This window comes from Pseudooceanicola marinus, assembly GCF_002786295.1.
Classification (GTDB): domain Bacteria; phylum Pseudomonadota; class Alphaproteobacteria; order Rhodobacterales; family Rhodobacteraceae; genus Pseudooceanicola; species Pseudooceanicola marinus.
This window is the reverse complement of the sequence record NZ_PGTC01000018.1, coordinates 351425-366099: the sequence shown is the minus strand read 5'-3', so window position 1 is coordinate 366099 and position 14675 is coordinate 351425. Positions and strand designations below refer to the sequence as shown.

Here is a 14675-nt window from a genome sequence, read left to right as displayed (position 1 = left end):
AGGGCAAGCGCGCTGCGTGGCCGTGCGGCTGACTGCCCATGGCTGGCGGCAGCGAAAGGCGGGGAGCGTGGTGCCTGCGGCGACTGTCGCGCAGATGAGTATTTGAAACAAGGTGAAGACAAGGGCGGGCGCCCGGGGCCGCCGGCCATCCGTCGGCTCCAACCGGCGCGACGGGGCATCTTCGGCGGTCCGGCCCGCCCGGGGCGCCCTTTCCCCCCATACGTTGGCCGGAAATACTCCGGGGGAGTCTCCGGCACGGAGACGGGGGCAGCGCCCCCTCTGCCCGTGCCGTCAGTGGCGCCGGGCGGTGGGGGGCGTCACCCCGCGCAGGGCGTCGCGCAGCAGCTCCAGCGCATCGGGGCGGTCTAGCGTCTTGGGGGCCACCTCGAACCGCAGGTGCGCCTGATCCGCATGGCGGGGCAGTGCGTTCTTCAGCACGCGGCCCAGCTCCGGGTCCAGTTCGGGCGGCAGGGCCGCCATGGTGCGGGTGTCCAGCAGCAGGGTCTCGGCGGCGATGCCCTCGGCATAGATGATCTCGTGCCGGTCGAAGAGCAGCTGGAAATAGTCAACGAACCCGCCGTCCTGACGATAGATCGTCTCGCCGTCGACCAGGTGACGGGCGCGCACCAGCACCTCCTTGCGGCCCAGGCCCAGCCGGTCCTGGCGCTGGTAGATGAACAGCCGGTGTTCGGGGCTGACCACCAGGTCGTTGCTGTTCGACAAGGCGCCGGCCTTGATGACGATCGGGGCAAACTCGCCCGTGGCCCGATGGGTCTGGTGGCCGATCCATCGGATCTCCTGCGGGCCGTCGTCGCGGGTCAGCACCCGGTCGCCGACCTGCAGATCCTCGATGGCGCGCTGCGCGCCGGAGGCCATGGTGATCATCGTGCCCCGGGTGAAGGAGACGCAACCCACCTCGGCGAACTTGCGCGGCGCGCCCTGGCGGTCGATGCCGACAAGCCGGTAGTCGTGGCGCGGCATAAGGGGCGCCAGGGGCAGGGCGTAAACCTCGTCCACGTCGCCCTCGTCGTCCACCGCGACCAGCACCAGCACCTCGCTCGTCTCGCCATCGGGCGACATGAAGATCAGGCAGCTGTCGAGGTGCAGCGCCTGGCCCGCCTCACCCGTGGGCGAGCCGGCCGCCACCTGCATGGCGCCATCGGCGCGCATCTCGACCATCATCCGGGCCTGCAGGGCGCGGCCATCGAACCAGTAGATATCATCCGGCACCAGGTCATCGGCAAAGGACAGGGCGTCGCCCTCGTTGACGCCATGGACGACTTCGAGCGCGGCGGATACAAACACCGGGATGGCGGTAGCCGGTTGGCTGGGCAGGTTTGTCATGGCGTTCAGGTTACCTCCGGTCTCGGTCCTGCCGAAAGGCCTAAGCGGCGATTGTGGCGGGATACGGGCGAGTAACGGATCATTTCGCGGAAAGTTTCCAGTTGGTTAACCACAATTGGGTCGGCTGCCGCAGCACAGGAGGACGATGACATGGATCTGGGAATCAAGGGAAAACGCGCGCTGGTCACCGCCTCGTCCAAGGGGCTGGGGCGCGGCTGCGCCCTGGCGCTGGCCGAGGCGGGCGTGGATCTGGTGCTGAACGCGCGCGGCGCCGAGGCGCTGGAGGCGACGGCGGAGGAGATCCGCACCTCCTACGGGGTCGAGGTCACGGCCGTCGCCGCCGACATCGTCAGCGAAGAGGGGCGCGCCCAGGTGCTGGAGGCCGCGGGCCAGGTGGACATCCTGGTGACCAACGCCGGTGGCCCGCCCCCGGGCATGTGGACCGACTGGGAACGCGAGGATTTCATCCAGGCGCTGGACGCCAACATGCTGACGCCGATCGCGCTGATGAAGGCACAGCTTCCGGGCATGATCGAGCAGGGCTGGGGCCGGGTGGTCAACATCACCTCGCAGTCGGTGAAATCCCCGATCGGCGTGCTGGGCCTGTCGAACTCGGCCCGCGCGGGCCTGACCGGCTATGTCGCCGGCACCGCGCGCCAGGTGGCGCCGCATGGCGTGGTGATCAACAACCTGCTGCCCGGCATCCATGACACGGACCGCGCGGCCTCGCTGGACGGGGCAGTGGTGAAACAGCAGGGCATCACCATGGAAGAGGCCCGCGAGGCCCGCATGGCGAACATCCCGGCGCATGCCTATGGCACGGCCGAGGCCTTCGGCCAGACCTGCGCCTTCATGTGCTCGGCCCATGCCGCCTTCATGATCGGGCAGAACGTTCTGCTGGACGGCGGCGCCTTCAACTCGACCTTCTAGGCTCGACGCCTGAGGCAATCCGCCCCCGACGGCCTGTCCCGCCCGCGATTGCGCGGGCCGGGGCGGGCTGCTATTGGGGCGGAACCTGACGTAATTCATCGGAAAAGAGCCAAAGTGCCCGAGCAGCAGACCCCGCGCCTGGAGATCCGCAACCTCTGCCGGTCCTACGATGGGCGCGCGGTCGTGCAGGATGTGTCGCTGTCGGTGATGCCGGGGCAGGTGACCTGCCTGCTGGGGCCGTCGGGCTGCGGCAAATCCACCACGCTGCGGATGATCGCGGGCGTCGAGATGCAGGACAGCGGCACCATCCACGTGGACGGCAGCCTGATCTGCGACACCCATTTCCGCATCCCGCCCGAGCGGCGCCGCATCGGGCTGATGTTCCAGGATTTCGCCCTGTTTCCCCATCTGACCGTGGCGCAGAACGTCGCCTTCGGCCTCGACGGCGGCAGGGCCGAACAGCGCGCCCGGGTCGAGGAACTGCTGACCCGTGTCGACCTGATGCGCCACATCGACAGCTACCCGCACCATCTGTCGGGCGGCGAGCAACAGCGCGTGGCCCTGGCCCGCGCCCTGGCGCCGAAGCCGCGCGTGATGCTGATGGACGAACCCTTTTCCGGTCTCGACAATCGCCTGCGAGACGAGATTCGGGACGAGACGCTGGACGTGCTGAAGGAGGAGGGCGCCGCCGTCCTGCTGGTCACCCATGAGCCGGACGAGGCGATGCGCATGGCCGACGAGATCGCGCTGATGCGCGGCGGGCGGATCGTGCAGCAGGGCGCACCCTACAACATCTACAACGCCCCGCGCGACAAGGCCGCGGTAGCTTTCTTCAGTGACATCAATGTTATACGCGGTACAGTTCAAGGCGCCCTGACCGAGACGCCCTTCGGCCGCTTCCTGGCGCCGGGTCAGCCCGATGGCGCCGAGGTGGAGATCGTGATCCGCCCGCAGCACCTGCGCATCGACTTCGACCGCAGCGGCCAGGGGCCTCTGCCCACGGCGGAACATGGCACCCCGGCGCGGGGCGTCGTGCAGCGCGCCCGATTCATGGGCAACGAGTCCCTGGTGGAATTCCGCATGGATCACGACGGCTCGGTTCTGAAGGCCACGGTGCCCAATGTCTTCCTGCCCAAACCGGGCAAGGCGCTGTGGCTGACGATCCGGCGCGACCGCTGCTTCGTCTTTCCCGCCGGGCGGGGCTAGACGCCCTGCGCGGGCCTCTGCGACCTGTCGCGCGAAAACGCACGCTGGCTCAAAAAACCGGGTGGCGCGTGCATTGGTTCTTTCAACCCGCCGCGCGAGATATTAGATAGTCAACCACCAAGGAGGCGAGGCCTCCGATCCAGGGGAGAGCTGCAAAATGCTGAACAACATCGGTCCCATGGGCCTTCTGCTCATCGCCGTCGTGGTGCTGGTCCTCTTCGGACGTGGCAAGATTTCCTCGCTCATGGGCGAAGTCGGCAAGGGCATCACCGCCTTCAAGAAGGGCGTGAGCGACAGCACCGAAGAGCTCGAAGAGCAGAAGTCGGCTGAGGCGCGCGACGTGACGCCGGAAGAAACCAAGGACAAGGCCTGATCACGGCATGTTCGGAATGGGCGGCACGGAGGTCCTGCTGGTCGGGATCGTAGCCTTGATCGTGGTCGGACCGAAGGAATTGCCGGGGCTGTTTCGCTCCGTCGGGCAGTTCGTCGGCAAGGCCCGGGGCATGGCGCGCGAGTTCTCTCGCGCCATGGAGGACGCGGCCGACCAGTCGGGCATGAAAGAGGCCACCGACAGCCTGAAAGGGGCCAGCAACAGCCTGAAGGGCCTGTCGAACCCGAAGAAATACGGGCTGGACAAGGTGAAGCAGGCGGCCAACCCGCTGAAGTGGGAAGAGGGCAGCGAAACCGCGAAGCTGGCGGCGGACCGGGCCGAGGCCGCCAAGAAGATCCACGAGTCCACCGCAAAGGCCGCGCAGACGCGCCTGGACGCCGAGGCCGCCGCCGCGAGCGAGACCGCCAAGACGACCACGGGCCAGGGTCTCGCTGTACCGGAGCTGCCCAAGGCGCCCGTGCCCGCGCCCAAGGCGCTGCGCATCGACCCGGAGCCCGCCGCGCCCGCACAGACCGAAGGCCTGCGCCAGACCGCCGGTCAACGGGCCGCAGGGGCCGCGCGCAAGCCCGCCCCCGTGCAGCCGCGCCGCAATCAGAAGGCTGGCGCCACAGCCGCCCGCCGCCGCCCCGTCCGCAAGGGCTGAGGCGCATTGACGAGGAACCCCATCCATGGCTGACCAGATCGAGCAGGACGAGCTTGAAGACAGCTCCGCGCCGCTGATCGAACACCTGGCGGAGCTGCGCACGCGGCTGATCCGCTGCGTTCTGGCCTTCGTCGTGGCCATGGTGCTGTGCTTCTCCATCGGGGGGCAGCTTCTGGACTTCCTGCTGGTGCCGATCGAGAAGACGATGCGCGCGCTTGGCAACCCGAACCCGGTGATGCAATACACCGCGCCGCAGGAATACTTCTTCACCCTGGTGCGGATCTCGATGGTGGGCGGCCTCGTCCTGGCTTTCCCGATCATCGGCCACCAGATGTGGCGCTTCGTGGCGCCCGGTCTCTACAAGAACGAGAAATCGGCCTTCCTCCCCTTCCTCATCGCCTCGCCGCTGCTGTTCCTGATGGGCGCGGCCTTCGCGCAGTATGTCGTTGTGCCGATGGCCATGACCTTTTTCCTGGGCTTCGCCGACGTGCCGTCGCTGGTCGCCGCGCTGGCATCGGGCGCCAACGACCTGGGCGAGGCGGTGGAAAGCACCGGCATCGACATCGTGTTCAACGGCAAGGTCAACGAAAGCCTCGACATCACGCTGAAGATGATCGTGGCCTTCGGACTCTGCTTCCAGCTGCCCGTGCTGCTGACCTTGATGGGCAAGGCCGGTCTGGTCAGCGCCCAGGGCCTGAAGGACGTGCGCAAATACGCCATCGTCGGCATCCTGGTGCTGGCCGCCCTGGTGACGCCGCCCGATGTCGTGACGCAGGTCGTCCTCTTCGTCGTGGTCTACGGCCTTTATGAGATCTCCATCTGGCTGGTCCAGCGGGTCGAGAAGAAGCGCGAGGCCTATCTGAAGGCCGAAGGTCTGTGGGACGAAGACATCCACGGCAAGGGCGCGAATGACGACGATGAGGCCGAAGAGACCAAGTAAGCTCTCTAGGGGGGACGCATGACCGAGGATCTGACGCGCATCGCCGCGGCGCTGGAACGCATGGCGCCCGCGCCGTTGGAGGCCCCCGATCTCGACAGCGCCGATGCCTTCGTCTGGCACACCGCGCCGGAACGGTTGGAACCCATTGCGCAAGTGTCCCGCGTGGACCTGTCGCTGCTTTTGGGCATCAACCGATCGCGCGACACCCTGCTGGCCAACACCCTGCAATTCGCCCGTGGTTATGGCGCCAACAATGCGCTCCTCTGGGGCGCGCGCGGGATGGGGAAATCGTCGCTGGTGAAGGCGGTCCATGCCGAGGTGCTGCGCCAGGGCCTGGACCTGAAGATCATCGAGCTGCAACGTGAGGATCTACCCTCGGTCAGTCGCCTGCTGTCGCTTCTGGCGGGCAGCGATCATCGTTTCCTGCTGTTCTGCGACGACCTGTCGTTTTCCCATGACGACCAGCATTACAAGTCGCTGAAGGCCGTGCTGGATGGCGGCATCGCCGGGCGCCCGGAGAACGTGCTGTTCTACGCCACCTCGAACCGCCGCCACCTGATGCCCCGCGACATGATCGAGAATGAACGCAGCTCGGCCATCAACCCGGGCGAGGCGGTGGAGGAAAAGGTCTCGCTGTCGGACCGTTTCGGCCTCTGGCTGGGCTTCCATCCCTGCGATCAGGACGAATACCTGGCGATGATCGACGGCTATTGCGCGGCCCACGGGCTGTCCATCGATCCGGACACCCGGCGCGCCGAGGCGATCGAATGGCAGGCGACGCGCGGCGGGCGCTCGGGCCGGGTGGCCTGGCAGTTCTTCCTCGACCTGGCCGGGCGGCACGGGGTTGCGGTACGCTGAGACCCCTGGACAGTTGACGCAGGGCAGGGCGCGCGGCACCCTTTCCCCGACAGCCCTGTAGGGGGCCGGACCCGGGGGACCCCATGCTGCGCCTGTTCTTTGCCCTTCTGCTCAGCTCCCTGGCCGCGCCCGCGCTGGCGCAACCCCTGATGAAGAACTTCGCCGAGGTGGCCGTGCGCGGCGAGGTGGCGCCAGAGGCCAGCGCCAATTCCTACGCCCTGATCATCGCCAATTCCGCCTACCGCGATGGGGCGATCAGCGATCTGGCGGTCACCGCCAATGATGCCCGCGCCATGGAAAAGCTGTTCCTGGGTATGGGCTATCCGGCCGACAACGTGACGCTGCTGGAAAACCTCGATCGCGACCGGCTGGAGGAAGAGGTGCTGCTGTTTGCCGGCCGCCTGCGTCCCGACGCGACGGTGGTGGTCTACTACTCGGGCCACGGGCTGACCTTCGAGGGGGATCCGCAGAACTACCTGGTGCCGGTGGACATGGATCCGAACGTCGGCACCACGGCGATGGCCCTGCGCCAGCAGATCTTCAAGCGCCGCGCGCTGCCGCTGGAAAGCGCGGTTCTGGACATCCTGAAATCGGTGGACCCGGCGGGCATCGTCGTCTTTTACGACGCTTGCCGCAACGCCCCCTTCGCCGTCGATCCCAATGCCCGCAAGAGCGTCGGCGGCGGCGACAGCTTCGTGCCGGCCCGTGTCGACGGCACGGCGATCTTCTATTCCGCCAAGCGCGGGCAGGAAAGCATCGCGAAGCTGGCCGGTGACGGGGACGAGGTGAACCTGTCGCTCTACACCCGCGTGCTGGTCAGCGAGCTGTCCGCCAATCCGGCCATTCGCCTGCGCGACCTGCATCCCGTGCTGAACGGCCGCGTGGCGGCGCTGGCGCGCGAAGGCACCAATGGCGCCCGCAGCCAGGACCCGTCGATGGAGCAGGAGCTGGACTATTCGCGCGCGCCCCGGCGGGAATTCTGTCTTGCCTCCGTCCTGCGCGGCGGTGAGGCGGTCTGTACCGGGCCGGAGGCGCAGCCCGCGGCCCAGGTCACGGCCCCGGCGCCCATGCCCGATGTCGAAGCGGCCTTCTGGGCCGAGATGCGCGCCCGGCACACGGCCTTCCATTACCGCCAGTACCTGCAAAGCTATCCCGACGGCGCCCATGCGGTGGAGGCGCGGCAGCTGATCTCGCGGCTGGAGGCGGAGGCGGCCAATGCGGAGATGCTGCACGACTGGCAGGTGGCACAGCAGATGGATGAGCTGGAAGGCTATCGGCATTTCATCAGCCGCTATCCGGACACGGATCAGGCGCGCCTGGCCGAACAGTTCATCACCCTGCGCGAGGCCGAGATGGCGCAGGTCGCCGATGCCGGCGCCTGGGACGCGGCGCAGCGGATCGGCACGGTGCACGCCTACCGCGAGTATCTGGCGGCCTTCCCGCAGGGCGGTTTCCGCGCCGCCGCCCAGGACCGGATCGAGGCGCTGACCCCGCGCTATCGGGTCTGCTACGTGGATGACGTGCGCCCGCCCGACGCCTGGCTGTCGCTGCGCACAGCGCCGAGCCAGGGCCAGACGATCGCCAACATGCCCTCGGGCACGGCGATGGAAATGCTCGGCCCGGAGCAGGGTGACTGGCACCAGGTGCGCACCGCCTATGGCACCGGCTGGGTCAGCTGGAAAGTGGCGCGTTGGATCCGCTGCTAGGGGGCCGGGGGGCGCCTAGTTGCCCGATAGCATCTGCGCGATGCGCAGCGCGTAGCGATCCGTCATGCCGGAGGTGAAATCGGCCAGCCCGTGCAACGCGGTTTCCGGGCTGTCGACCTCGGACAGGTCCAGCGACAGCGCCCGGCGCAGCTGCTCCATCGGACCGGACAGCCTGTCGGCCTCCCAGCCCTTCGTCGCCAGCTCCTCATAGACCGGCAGCACGCCGGTCAGCACGTTCTGCACGATGCGGCGGCCCGAAACCTCCAGCTCCGTCTTGCGCGGCGAGGTGAAGAGACGGTTGCGCGCCAGCCCCTTGATCGCGGCAAACTCCGCCGCGCGGTCCGAGGCGTCGATCAGCGCCTTCGGGAACTGACCGGCCATGATGGCGTCGTAGTGCCGGTCGAAGGCCTCGACGCAGGCGGTGACGGCGGCGCCGATGGCCACGGCGCGCAGGGTGGCGACGTGGTCGGCCTCGCTCTGGTCCGGGCGGCGGTCCTTGGGCGTGCCGCCGATCAGCGCCTCCAGCGGCGCGCGCACCTCGTCATAGCGCAGGTCGCGGGTGGTGAACCCGTCTTCCAGGTCGACGATATTGTAGCAGATGTCATCGGCCGCCTCGACCACCAGCACCAGCGGGTGACGCCGCCACCAGGGCGCCTGCGGCAGCCCCTCGCGCGGCAGGCCGAGGGTTTCGGCCACATCGGCGAAATAGGCCGCCTCGGTGGAGAAGACGCCAAATTTCTTCAGCCCGTCATAGCTGCCGCGCGTGCCCTCGGGCAGGGCGGCGCGGGTGGCGGCGGTCAGCGGGTACTTGGTGAAGGCGCCCAGCACGGCCTTCGACAGGCGCATGCCGCCGCGACCGCGGTACATTTCCAGCCGGGTCAGGATGCGGAAGCCCTGGGCGTTGCCCTCGAACGCCGTGAACTCCTCCCGCAGGCTGGGGGCCAGATCGCCGCAGATGCCGGTGCCCGCGTCGAAGCGTTCGGCGAACCAGTCGCCGATGCTTTCCTCGCCGGAATGGCCGAAGGGTGGGTTGCCGATGTCATGGGCGGCGCAGGCCGCCTGCACCACGTTGGCCAGGGTGTATTCCTCGCCCGCCGCCAGCGCGCCGCGCTCCACCAGACGTTCCCCGATGCGCATCGACAGCGACCGGCCGACGCTGGCCACCTCGATCGAATGAATCAGCCGGTGGTGGATATGGTCATGCTGGTAGAGCGGGTGGACCTGGGTCTTGTTCGCCAGCCGCCGGAAGGGCTCGGAAAAGACGATCCGGTCGTAGTCCTGCACGAAGACGGATCGTCCCGGCGTGCCCCGGTAGCCGTCGTCGCCCAGCCGTCGTGCCGACAGAAGCCGTTCCCAATCCATTGCCCGCGCCTTCTCTTGCTGCATCCCGTTCGCCGTAGGGCGTGGCCGCCGTCAGGCGCCCGCGCCGGCCGGTCAGGGCAGGTAGTCCTTGGGATCCACGGTCTCCAGGCCGCGCCGCACCTCGAAGTGCAGGTAGGCGTCGGAGCCGGAGGGCAGTCTGGCGATCTGCTGGCCGCGGCTGACGCTGTCGCCCTTGGCGACGGAGATGCCGGCGATGTTGGAATAAAGGCTCAGCAGGTTGTCGTCGTGCTTGACCACGATGACCGAGCGCTGGTCAGTGTCCTCGATGATCGCCGCGACGGACCCGTTGCCGGCGGCTTTCACCGGCGTCCCGGGGTCGGCGGCGAGGTCGATGCCGTCGCTGCGGCCCTTCTCGTAGTCGCGGATGATGCGCCCGCGCAGCGGGTAGTCGAAGGTGGTCGTCGCCGGGGCCTGTTCCGAGGACAGGTCGGGGGCCAGATCCTCGCGCGCTTCGGCGGCCTGTTGCTGCGCCTGCTGCTGCGACGGCGGGGTCTCTTCCGGCAGGGGCTGAGAGGCGGAGGGCGGCACGGGGGTCGCCGATCCGGTGCCGGGTTCCTCGACCACCGGGGCGCGGCTGGTGCGGCTGCCGTCTTCGGCGACCAGCGGGATCAGCAGGTACTGGCCTTCGCGGATGGTGAACTGGCTGTCCAGGCCGTTCCAGTCCGACAGGGCCCGCACCGACACGCCGTAGAGGCGGGCGATGGTATAGGCCGTCTCGCCCCGCTGGACGCGGTGACGGATGGGTTCGTTGCCAACCTGGCGCGCGGGTTCGCCTGGGGTGGCGGGGGGCAGGGTGGCCACCGAGACCTCGTTGCCCGAGGCGCGGTCGATGGCGGAGCCGGCCATGGCCGAGATGTCGACCGCGCCGGGGTTCATGATCGGACCGGTGCCGGGCGCGCCGGTGGCGGGCGAAGGTTCGGCCACGCGGGTCGGCAGGGCCAGGATCTCGCCATCGCGCAGGCGGCTGTCGACCTCCAGCCCGTTGTAGCGGGCCAGTTCCGCCGGGTCCGTCCCGATGCGCAGGGCCACGTCGCCCACGCGATCGTCGCGCCGGGCCACGACGACCTGGTAGTTGGGGTAGGAGATGATGCCTCGGTTGTCGGGGCTGGGCCGAGGGGCGGTGGCGTTCAGCGCGGCGTCCCGCGTCGAGAAGGTGTCGAACCCGCTGCGCAGGTCGCTGTCGAAGGTGCATCCGGCCGCAACGGCCAGCAGGCAGGTGGCCGCGAGAAGGCGGGCCGGGCTGCGTTTCTGTCCGGTCATCTGTTCGATCCTCATCCGTGCGCCCCTGGCGGGGCCTGTCCCCTCCGGTCTGCGGCCGGAGTATCGCGGGCCTCGAAGGCCCATGGCGCCGGCTGGCTCCGGCGGCGGTGTCGGGGCCCGTCTGCGGGACCCCGGGTGTTCAGTCCTTGCCCATCCCCTCGACCAGCGGCACGAAACGGACGGGGCGCAATTCGTCGTAGTCCAGGCCCGTCTCCGTCTTGCGCACGCGGATCAGGCTTTGCACGTGGTCCGACTGGCCCACGGGCAGGACCATGATACCCCCCGGCTTCAGCTGAGCCAAGAGCGGCCCCGGCGGGTCTTCGGCGGCGGCGGTCACGAGAATGCGATCAAAGGGCGCGTGATCCGGCAGACCGAAGGAGCCATCGGCGGCGAAGGTGGTCACGTTGACCAGCCCGAGGGCGTCGATCACCTTCTTCGCCTCGCGCACCAGGCGCGGGTGGCGGTCGACGGTGTAGACGCGGCGCGCCAAGTGCGACAACACGGCCGCCTGGTAGCCGGATCCTGTGCCCACCTCCAGCACCTTGTCGCGCGGCTGCACGTCCAGAGCCTGGGTCATCAGGGCCACGACGGAGGGCTGCGAGATGGTCTGGCCGCAGGCAATGGGCAGCGGCATGTCTTCATAGGCGCGATCGGCGAAGATGCCGCGGATGAAGGCGCCGCGGTCGACCTTCTCCATGGCTTCCAGCACGCGTTTGTCGGTGACCCCGCGGGAACGGAGCGCAAAGAGGAACTGCATCTTTCTTTCCGCGATGGAAATGTCGTTGTCGCTCATGCGGGTGGGCCGGCGGTGCGGCGCTCTCCTCTTGTCGGCGTGGGCACGGTCGGCAGAGGATCGCCCAAACCGGGCCGCAGGAAAAGGGGGGCTGGCCTATTCGATGGCGCGAAGACCCTCCAGCAGGTCGTGGGCGGTCAGATCCGCCCGCATCGGCGTCACCGAGATGTAGCCGGCCATGTTGGCGTCCACGTCGCCGCCCGGGGTGGCCGGGCTGTGCTGGTCGCCGCCCTTGGCCCAGAGGAAGCGGCGGCCCGAAGGCGAGGTGTCGGGGATGACCGAAAACCGCGTCTCGGGGCGGTAGCCCTGGGGGACGACCCGCACGCCTTTCACGCCGGCGGCGGGCTGGGCCGGGAAGTTGATGTTGTAGAAGGTGTTGTAGCTGCCCGAGACGGGTTTGTGCTGCGCCAGCACCTTGCGCACCACCTCGGCGCCGTGCTGGGCGGCGGCCTCGAATGGATCGTCGAGCTGGTAGTTGGCCGGGCCGTAGTATTGCGACAGGGCCATGGCGGTCAGCCCCTGCAGCGCGCCTTCCATGGCGCCGCCCAGGGTGCCGGAATAGACCGCGTTCTCGCCCGAGTTGTTGCCCCGGTTCACACCCGAGAGCACCAGGTCGATGGTCTGGCCGGCCAGCACGTCATGGACGCCGGCCAGCACGCAGTCGGCGGGCGAGCCTTCGGCGGCGAAACGGCGCGGGCCCATTTCAGAGATCATGGTGGGATGGGCGTAGGAGATGCAGTGGGCCACGCCCGACTGTTCGAAGGCAGGTGCCACGACCCAGACCTCGCCCTCGGGGCCGGCGAGCTCCGCCGCGATGCCTTCCAGCACCTTCAGCCCCGGCGCGTTGATACCGTCGTCGTTGGTGATGAGAATGCGCATGCCTATGCTCCTGCCCCTGTCCGCCTGGTTCGCGCCCTGCATAGGGGAGGGGGGGCAGAGGAGCAAGCGCTCGCGGCGGTGGGACTGGCGGGTCCGTGGCCCGGGGGCGACAGGCGGGGACGGGCGTGTCCCCGGCGGGGGCTCTGCCCCCCTTTGAGCCCTCGCGGGCTCAATTCCCCCCGGGATATTTCCGGCCAACAAATGGACAGGGGCGGGGCGCGTCAGGGGTGTGAGGCGCCCGGTGACCGGGCGCGGTGAGGGGGCCGAGGGGGTACCCTTTGCCCATCTCCCTGCCGCGCGCCTGTCAGGCGATCTCGGCCAGCAGGCGGCGGGCCTCGGCGCCGGGATCGGCCAGGGGCGTGCGGTCTTCGCCGGGGAAGAAGCGGGCGCGGGTGGCCGTGGGCATGGGGTTCGGCGTCATGACATGGACGCGAGGACCAGTGTTCACCGTCTCCGCCGCCCAGGAGCGGGCCATGGCGATCTGCGCGGCCTTGGTGGCGCCGTAGGAGGCGAAGAACTTCGCCGCCGGTGCCCCCGGGTCGTCAAAGAACAGCGCCTGGCCGTTGCGCCCGAGCAGGGGCGCGATATAGGGCACCAGATGGCCCATGGCACTGACGTTGGTGGCCACCGACTTCGACCAGTCCTTCGCATCCACATGCGAGGCGGGTGTCAGCGGCGCGGCGTGGACCGCCGTATGGGCCCAGACAGAGAGGGTGCCCCAGCGGTCGTAGATCGACCGGCAGAGCTGGGCCATGGCCTCGGGCAGGCAGATGTCCATCGGCGCCAGGGTGGCCGAGCCCCCGATGCTCTTGATCTGGTCGTCGAGCTCTTCCAGCCCGCCGACGGTGCGCGCCACGGCGACGACATGGTGATCGCGCGCCAGTTCCAGCGCGAGCGCCGCGCCGAGGCCACGGGAGGCGCCGGTCACCAGCGCAACGGAGGTCTTTTCGGTCTGTTCCATGCGCCGGGGTGTGCGGCTTTTGCGAGCGTCGGTCAAGAGGGCGCGCGGGCCGAGGGCTGCGGCGGATTGCGCCTCAGCCGCCGGGGACGAGCAGGCGGTAGGTCTTGCCGTGTTGCAGGACGTGCACCACGCCGGGCGCGATGGCCGCGACCTGCAGCCCGGCCACCTCGTCCCCCGGTTGGGCGCGGGCGATCTTGCCGCCGGGCAGGCGCAGCAGGGCCTCGGGGACGGGTTTTCCGGTCAGGGTGCCGATGAGGGACAGTTCGCGCATCGGCAGGCTGTCGGGTTGGGTGGCGGTGGCCGCCGGATCCCGGGGGGCGTCGGTCATTCAGGCTCTCCAGTTCTTGCGAGAGGAGGTCCTGACACGGGGCGCGTGCGATGCAAAGAGGCCCCGCAGGCGCCTGCCGGGGGATCGGCGGCGGGACGCCCGGGGGCCTTGTTTTACAGGCGGCAGGCTGCCTGTCGGGCGCGGGGGTTGCGCTCAGTCGGCGGAGAGCTGCGCGCGGATGTCGTGATCCGTCGCGGCGTAGAGATCGAGGAGCTGATCGAAGGAAATGCCCTCGTCCTGCGCCTCGGCCAGGGGGCCATCGGTGGCCACCAGCAGCGGTCGCGCGCCTTCTCCGCCGGGTTGCAGCTCGACCTCGGCGCCAAGGCTGCCGGCGAAAAGCGGCAGATCGTTGGCCAGCTGCCCGGTGCCGGGCGCGAAGGGCGCGCCGTCGGTGATGTGATCCAGGTAGCCGTAGAAGGTGTCCGCGCCGACCTCGACCCAGGGCGCGATGAAGAGCGTATCGTCGGCGCCCCGGATCGGCAGCGGCAGGATGACGTGGAGGAACCGGCTGTCGCCCAGGCGGCAGAGTTCCGGCGCCAGGCGATCGGGGCCGGCCACGACCTCGGGCGCCTCCTCGGTGGGTTCGGCGTGGGGCCAGGCAGCCGGCATGTCGAAGCCGATGTCGAAGACGCCGCCGAACTTGTCCTGAAGGCGGCGCCAGCGGGCGTCGAGAGCGAGGAGAGACATGGGCGGGTCCTTTCGTTTGAGCCTGTGTAGCAGGGGGGCTGGCAGGATCAACTGTTGCGGCGGGGGGGCTGTTCCATCTTCAGAAGTCGGGAAGGGCAAGCCTCCGCAAGGGAAGCCGTGACGACCAGGGGCTGCGGCGCCGGTTGGAGCTCTGACCGGTGCCTCAAGTCTCTAGTCAGATGCAGGCAGGCCGGGTCTGTGGACTGACCCAAGGGACGGAGTCGTCCGCGGGTGGACGCATCGCGCCCGCCCGAGGGGGCGGACGGGCGCGGCCCGGGCCGTTAGCGTCCCGGGCGGGACAAGTCGTGACGGTGTGCAGAAAGACAGTTGCGCGCGCAGCTGTCTTTGCGGACGTGGGAACCGCCG

15 protein-coding genes are annotated in these 14675 nt (G+C 69.0%); 7 read left to right on the top strand and 8 right to left on the bottom strand.

The genetic code is table 11. The features are described from left to right. Positions 1-291: 291 nt before the first annotated feature. Positions 292-1344: a Hint domain-containing protein gene (locus CVM50_RS15795; protein WP_085888396.1), complete on the bottom strand. Its 1053-nt coding sequence runs from the start codon at positions 1342-1344 to the stop codon at positions 292-294. A 150-nt stretch (positions 1345-1494) separates the two neighbouring features. Here CVM50_RS15795 and CVM50_RS15790 point away from each other — a divergent pair, with 150 nt between their 5' ends. From CVM50_RS15790 to CVM50_RS15760, 7 genes are all read left to right on the top strand, one after another. Further along, positions 1495-2274 (top strand): SDR family oxidoreductase, encoded by a 780-nt coding sequence (locus CVM50_RS15790; RefSeq protein ID WP_085888395.1) that lies wholly within the window; start codon positions 1495-1497, stop codon positions 2272-2274. A 114-nt stretch (positions 2275-2388) separates the two neighbouring features. Beyond that, entirely contained in the window at positions 2389-3480 is a 1092-nt protein-coding gene (locus CVM50_RS15785; RefSeq protein ID WP_085888394.1) for an ABC transporter ATP-binding protein, read from the top strand. A 157-nt stretch (positions 3481-3637) separates the two neighbouring features. Then, positions 3638-3853: a twin-arginine translocase TatA/TatE family subunit gene (gene tatA / locus CVM50_RS15780; protein WP_085888393.1), complete on the top strand. Its 216-nt coding sequence runs from the start codon at positions 3638-3640 to the stop codon at positions 3851-3853. 7 nt (positions 3854-3860) lie between these two features. Then, complete coding sequence (tatB, locus tag CVM50_RS15775) at positions 3861-4514, top strand: Sec-independent protein translocase protein TatB (protein WP_085888392.1); 654 nt, start codon at positions 3861-3863, stop codon at positions 4512-4514. Between the two features lie 25 nt (positions 4515-4539). Further along, positions 4540-5454, top strand: a complete 915-nt coding sequence (gene tatC / locus CVM50_RS15770) for a twin-arginine translocase subunit TatC (RefSeq protein ID WP_085888391.1) — start codon at positions 4540-4542, stop codon at positions 5452-5454. Between the two features lie 18 nt (positions 5455-5472). Then, on the top strand, positions 5473-6312 hold the full coding sequence (locus CVM50_RS15765) for an ATP-binding protein (RefSeq protein WP_085888390.1): 840 nt from the start codon (positions 5473-5475) through the stop codon (positions 6310-6312). 83 nt (positions 6313-6395) lie between these two features. After that, on the top strand, positions 6396-8018 hold the full coding sequence (locus CVM50_RS15760; protein WP_085888389.1) for a caspase family protein: 1623 nt from the start codon (positions 6396-6398) through the stop codon (positions 8016-8018). Positions 8019-8033: 15 nt separating this feature from the next. Here the strand turns inward: CVM50_RS15760 and dgt are convergent, their stop codons facing one another. The 7 genes from dgt to CVM50_RS15725 form a co-directional block, all read right to left on the bottom strand. Further along, the gene (gene dgt / locus CVM50_RS15755) at positions 8034-9380 is read right to left on the bottom strand and encodes a dGTP triphosphohydrolase (protein WP_085888388.1); all 1347 of its coding nucleotides are present in this window, start codon (positions 9378-9380) and stop codon (positions 8034-8036) included. A 72-nt stretch (positions 9381-9452) separates the two neighbouring features. Beyond that, complete coding sequence (locus tag CVM50_RS15750; protein ID WP_232618267.1) at positions 9453-10661, bottom strand: M23 family metallopeptidase; 1209 nt, start codon at positions 10659-10661, stop codon at positions 9453-9455. 139 nt (positions 10662-10800) lie between these two features. Then, on the bottom strand, positions 10801-11454 hold the full coding sequence (locus CVM50_RS15745) for a protein-L-isoaspartate(D-aspartate) O-methyltransferase (RefSeq protein WP_085888386.1): 654 nt from the start codon (positions 11452-11454) through the stop codon (positions 10801-10803). A 96-nt stretch (positions 11455-11550) separates the two neighbouring features. Then, on the bottom strand, positions 11551-12333 hold the full coding sequence (gene surE / locus CVM50_RS15740; protein ID WP_085888385.1) for a 5'/3'-nucleotidase SurE: 783 nt from the start codon (positions 12331-12333) through the stop codon (positions 11551-11553). 304 nt (positions 12334-12637) lie between these two features. Next, on the bottom strand, positions 12638-13294 hold the full coding sequence (locus CVM50_RS15735; protein ID WP_085888384.1) for an SDR family NAD(P)-dependent oxidoreductase: 657 nt from the start codon (positions 13292-13294) through the stop codon (positions 12638-12640). 73 nt (positions 13295-13367) lie between these two features. Further along, positions 13368-13622: a hypothetical protein gene (locus CVM50_RS15730; protein ID WP_085888383.1), complete on the bottom strand. Its 255-nt coding sequence runs from the start codon at positions 13620-13622 to the stop codon at positions 13368-13370. 153 nt (positions 13623-13775) lie between these two features. Next, entirely contained in the window at positions 13776-14309 is a 534-nt protein-coding gene (locus CVM50_RS15725) for a DUF2199 domain-containing protein (RefSeq protein ID WP_085888382.1), read from the bottom strand. Positions 14310-14675 lie beyond the last annotated feature (366 nt).

Excerpts from the sequence above, each read along its gene's own strand:
- CVM50_RS15795 (WP_085888396.1), bottom strand. The coding sequence starts at position 1,344 with ATGACAAACCTGCCCAGCCAACCGGCTACCGCCATCCCGGTGTTTGTA.
- CVM50_RS15790 (WP_085888395.1), top strand. The coding sequence starts at position 1,495 with ATGGATCTGGGAATCAAGGGAAAACGCGCGCTGGTCACCGCCTCGTCC.
- tatA (WP_085888393.1), top strand. The coding sequence starts at position 3,638 with ATGCTGAACAACATCGGTCCCATGGGCCTTCTGCTCATCGCCGTCGTG.
- tatB (WP_085888392.1), top strand. The coding sequence starts at position 3,861 with ATGTTCGGAATGGGCGGCACGGAGGTCCTGCTGGTCGGGATCGTAGCC.
- tatC (WP_085888391.1), top strand. The coding sequence starts at position 4,540 with ATGGCTGACCAGATCGAGCAGGACGAGCTTGAAGACAGCTCCGCGCCG.
- CVM50_RS15765 (WP_085888390.1), top strand. The coding sequence starts at position 5,473 with ATGACCGAGGATCTGACGCGCATCGCCGCGGCGCTGGAACGCATGGCG.
- CVM50_RS15760 (WP_085888389.1), top strand. The coding sequence starts at position 6,396 with ATGCTGCGCCTGTTCTTTGCCCTTCTGCTCAGCTCCCTGGCCGCGCCC.
- dgt (WP_085888388.1), bottom strand. The coding sequence starts at position 9,380 with ATGGATTGGGAACGGCTTCTGTCGGCACGACGGCTGGGCGACGACGGC.
- CVM50_RS15750 (WP_232618267.1), bottom strand. The coding sequence starts at position 10,661 with ATGACCGGACAGAAACGCAGCCCGGCCCGCCTTCTCGCGGCCACCTGC.
- CVM50_RS15745 (WP_085888386.1), bottom strand. The coding sequence starts at position 11,454 with ATGAGCGACAACGACATTTCCATCGCGGAAAGAAAGATGCAGTTCCTC.
- surE (WP_085888385.1), bottom strand. The coding sequence starts at position 12,333 with ATGCGCATTCTCATCACCAACGACGACGGTATCAACGCGCCGGGGCTG.
- CVM50_RS15735 (WP_085888384.1), bottom strand. The coding sequence starts at position 13,294 with ATGGAACAGACCGAAAAGACCTCCGTTGCGCTGGTGACCGGCGCCTCC.
- CVM50_RS15730 (WP_085888383.1), bottom strand. The coding sequence starts at position 13,622 with ATGACCGACGCCCCCCGGGATCCGGCGGCCACCGCCACCCAACCCGAC.
- CVM50_RS15725 (WP_085888382.1), bottom strand. The coding sequence starts at position 14,309 with ATGTCTCTCCTCGCTCTCGACGCCCGCTGGCGCCGCCTTCAGGACAAG.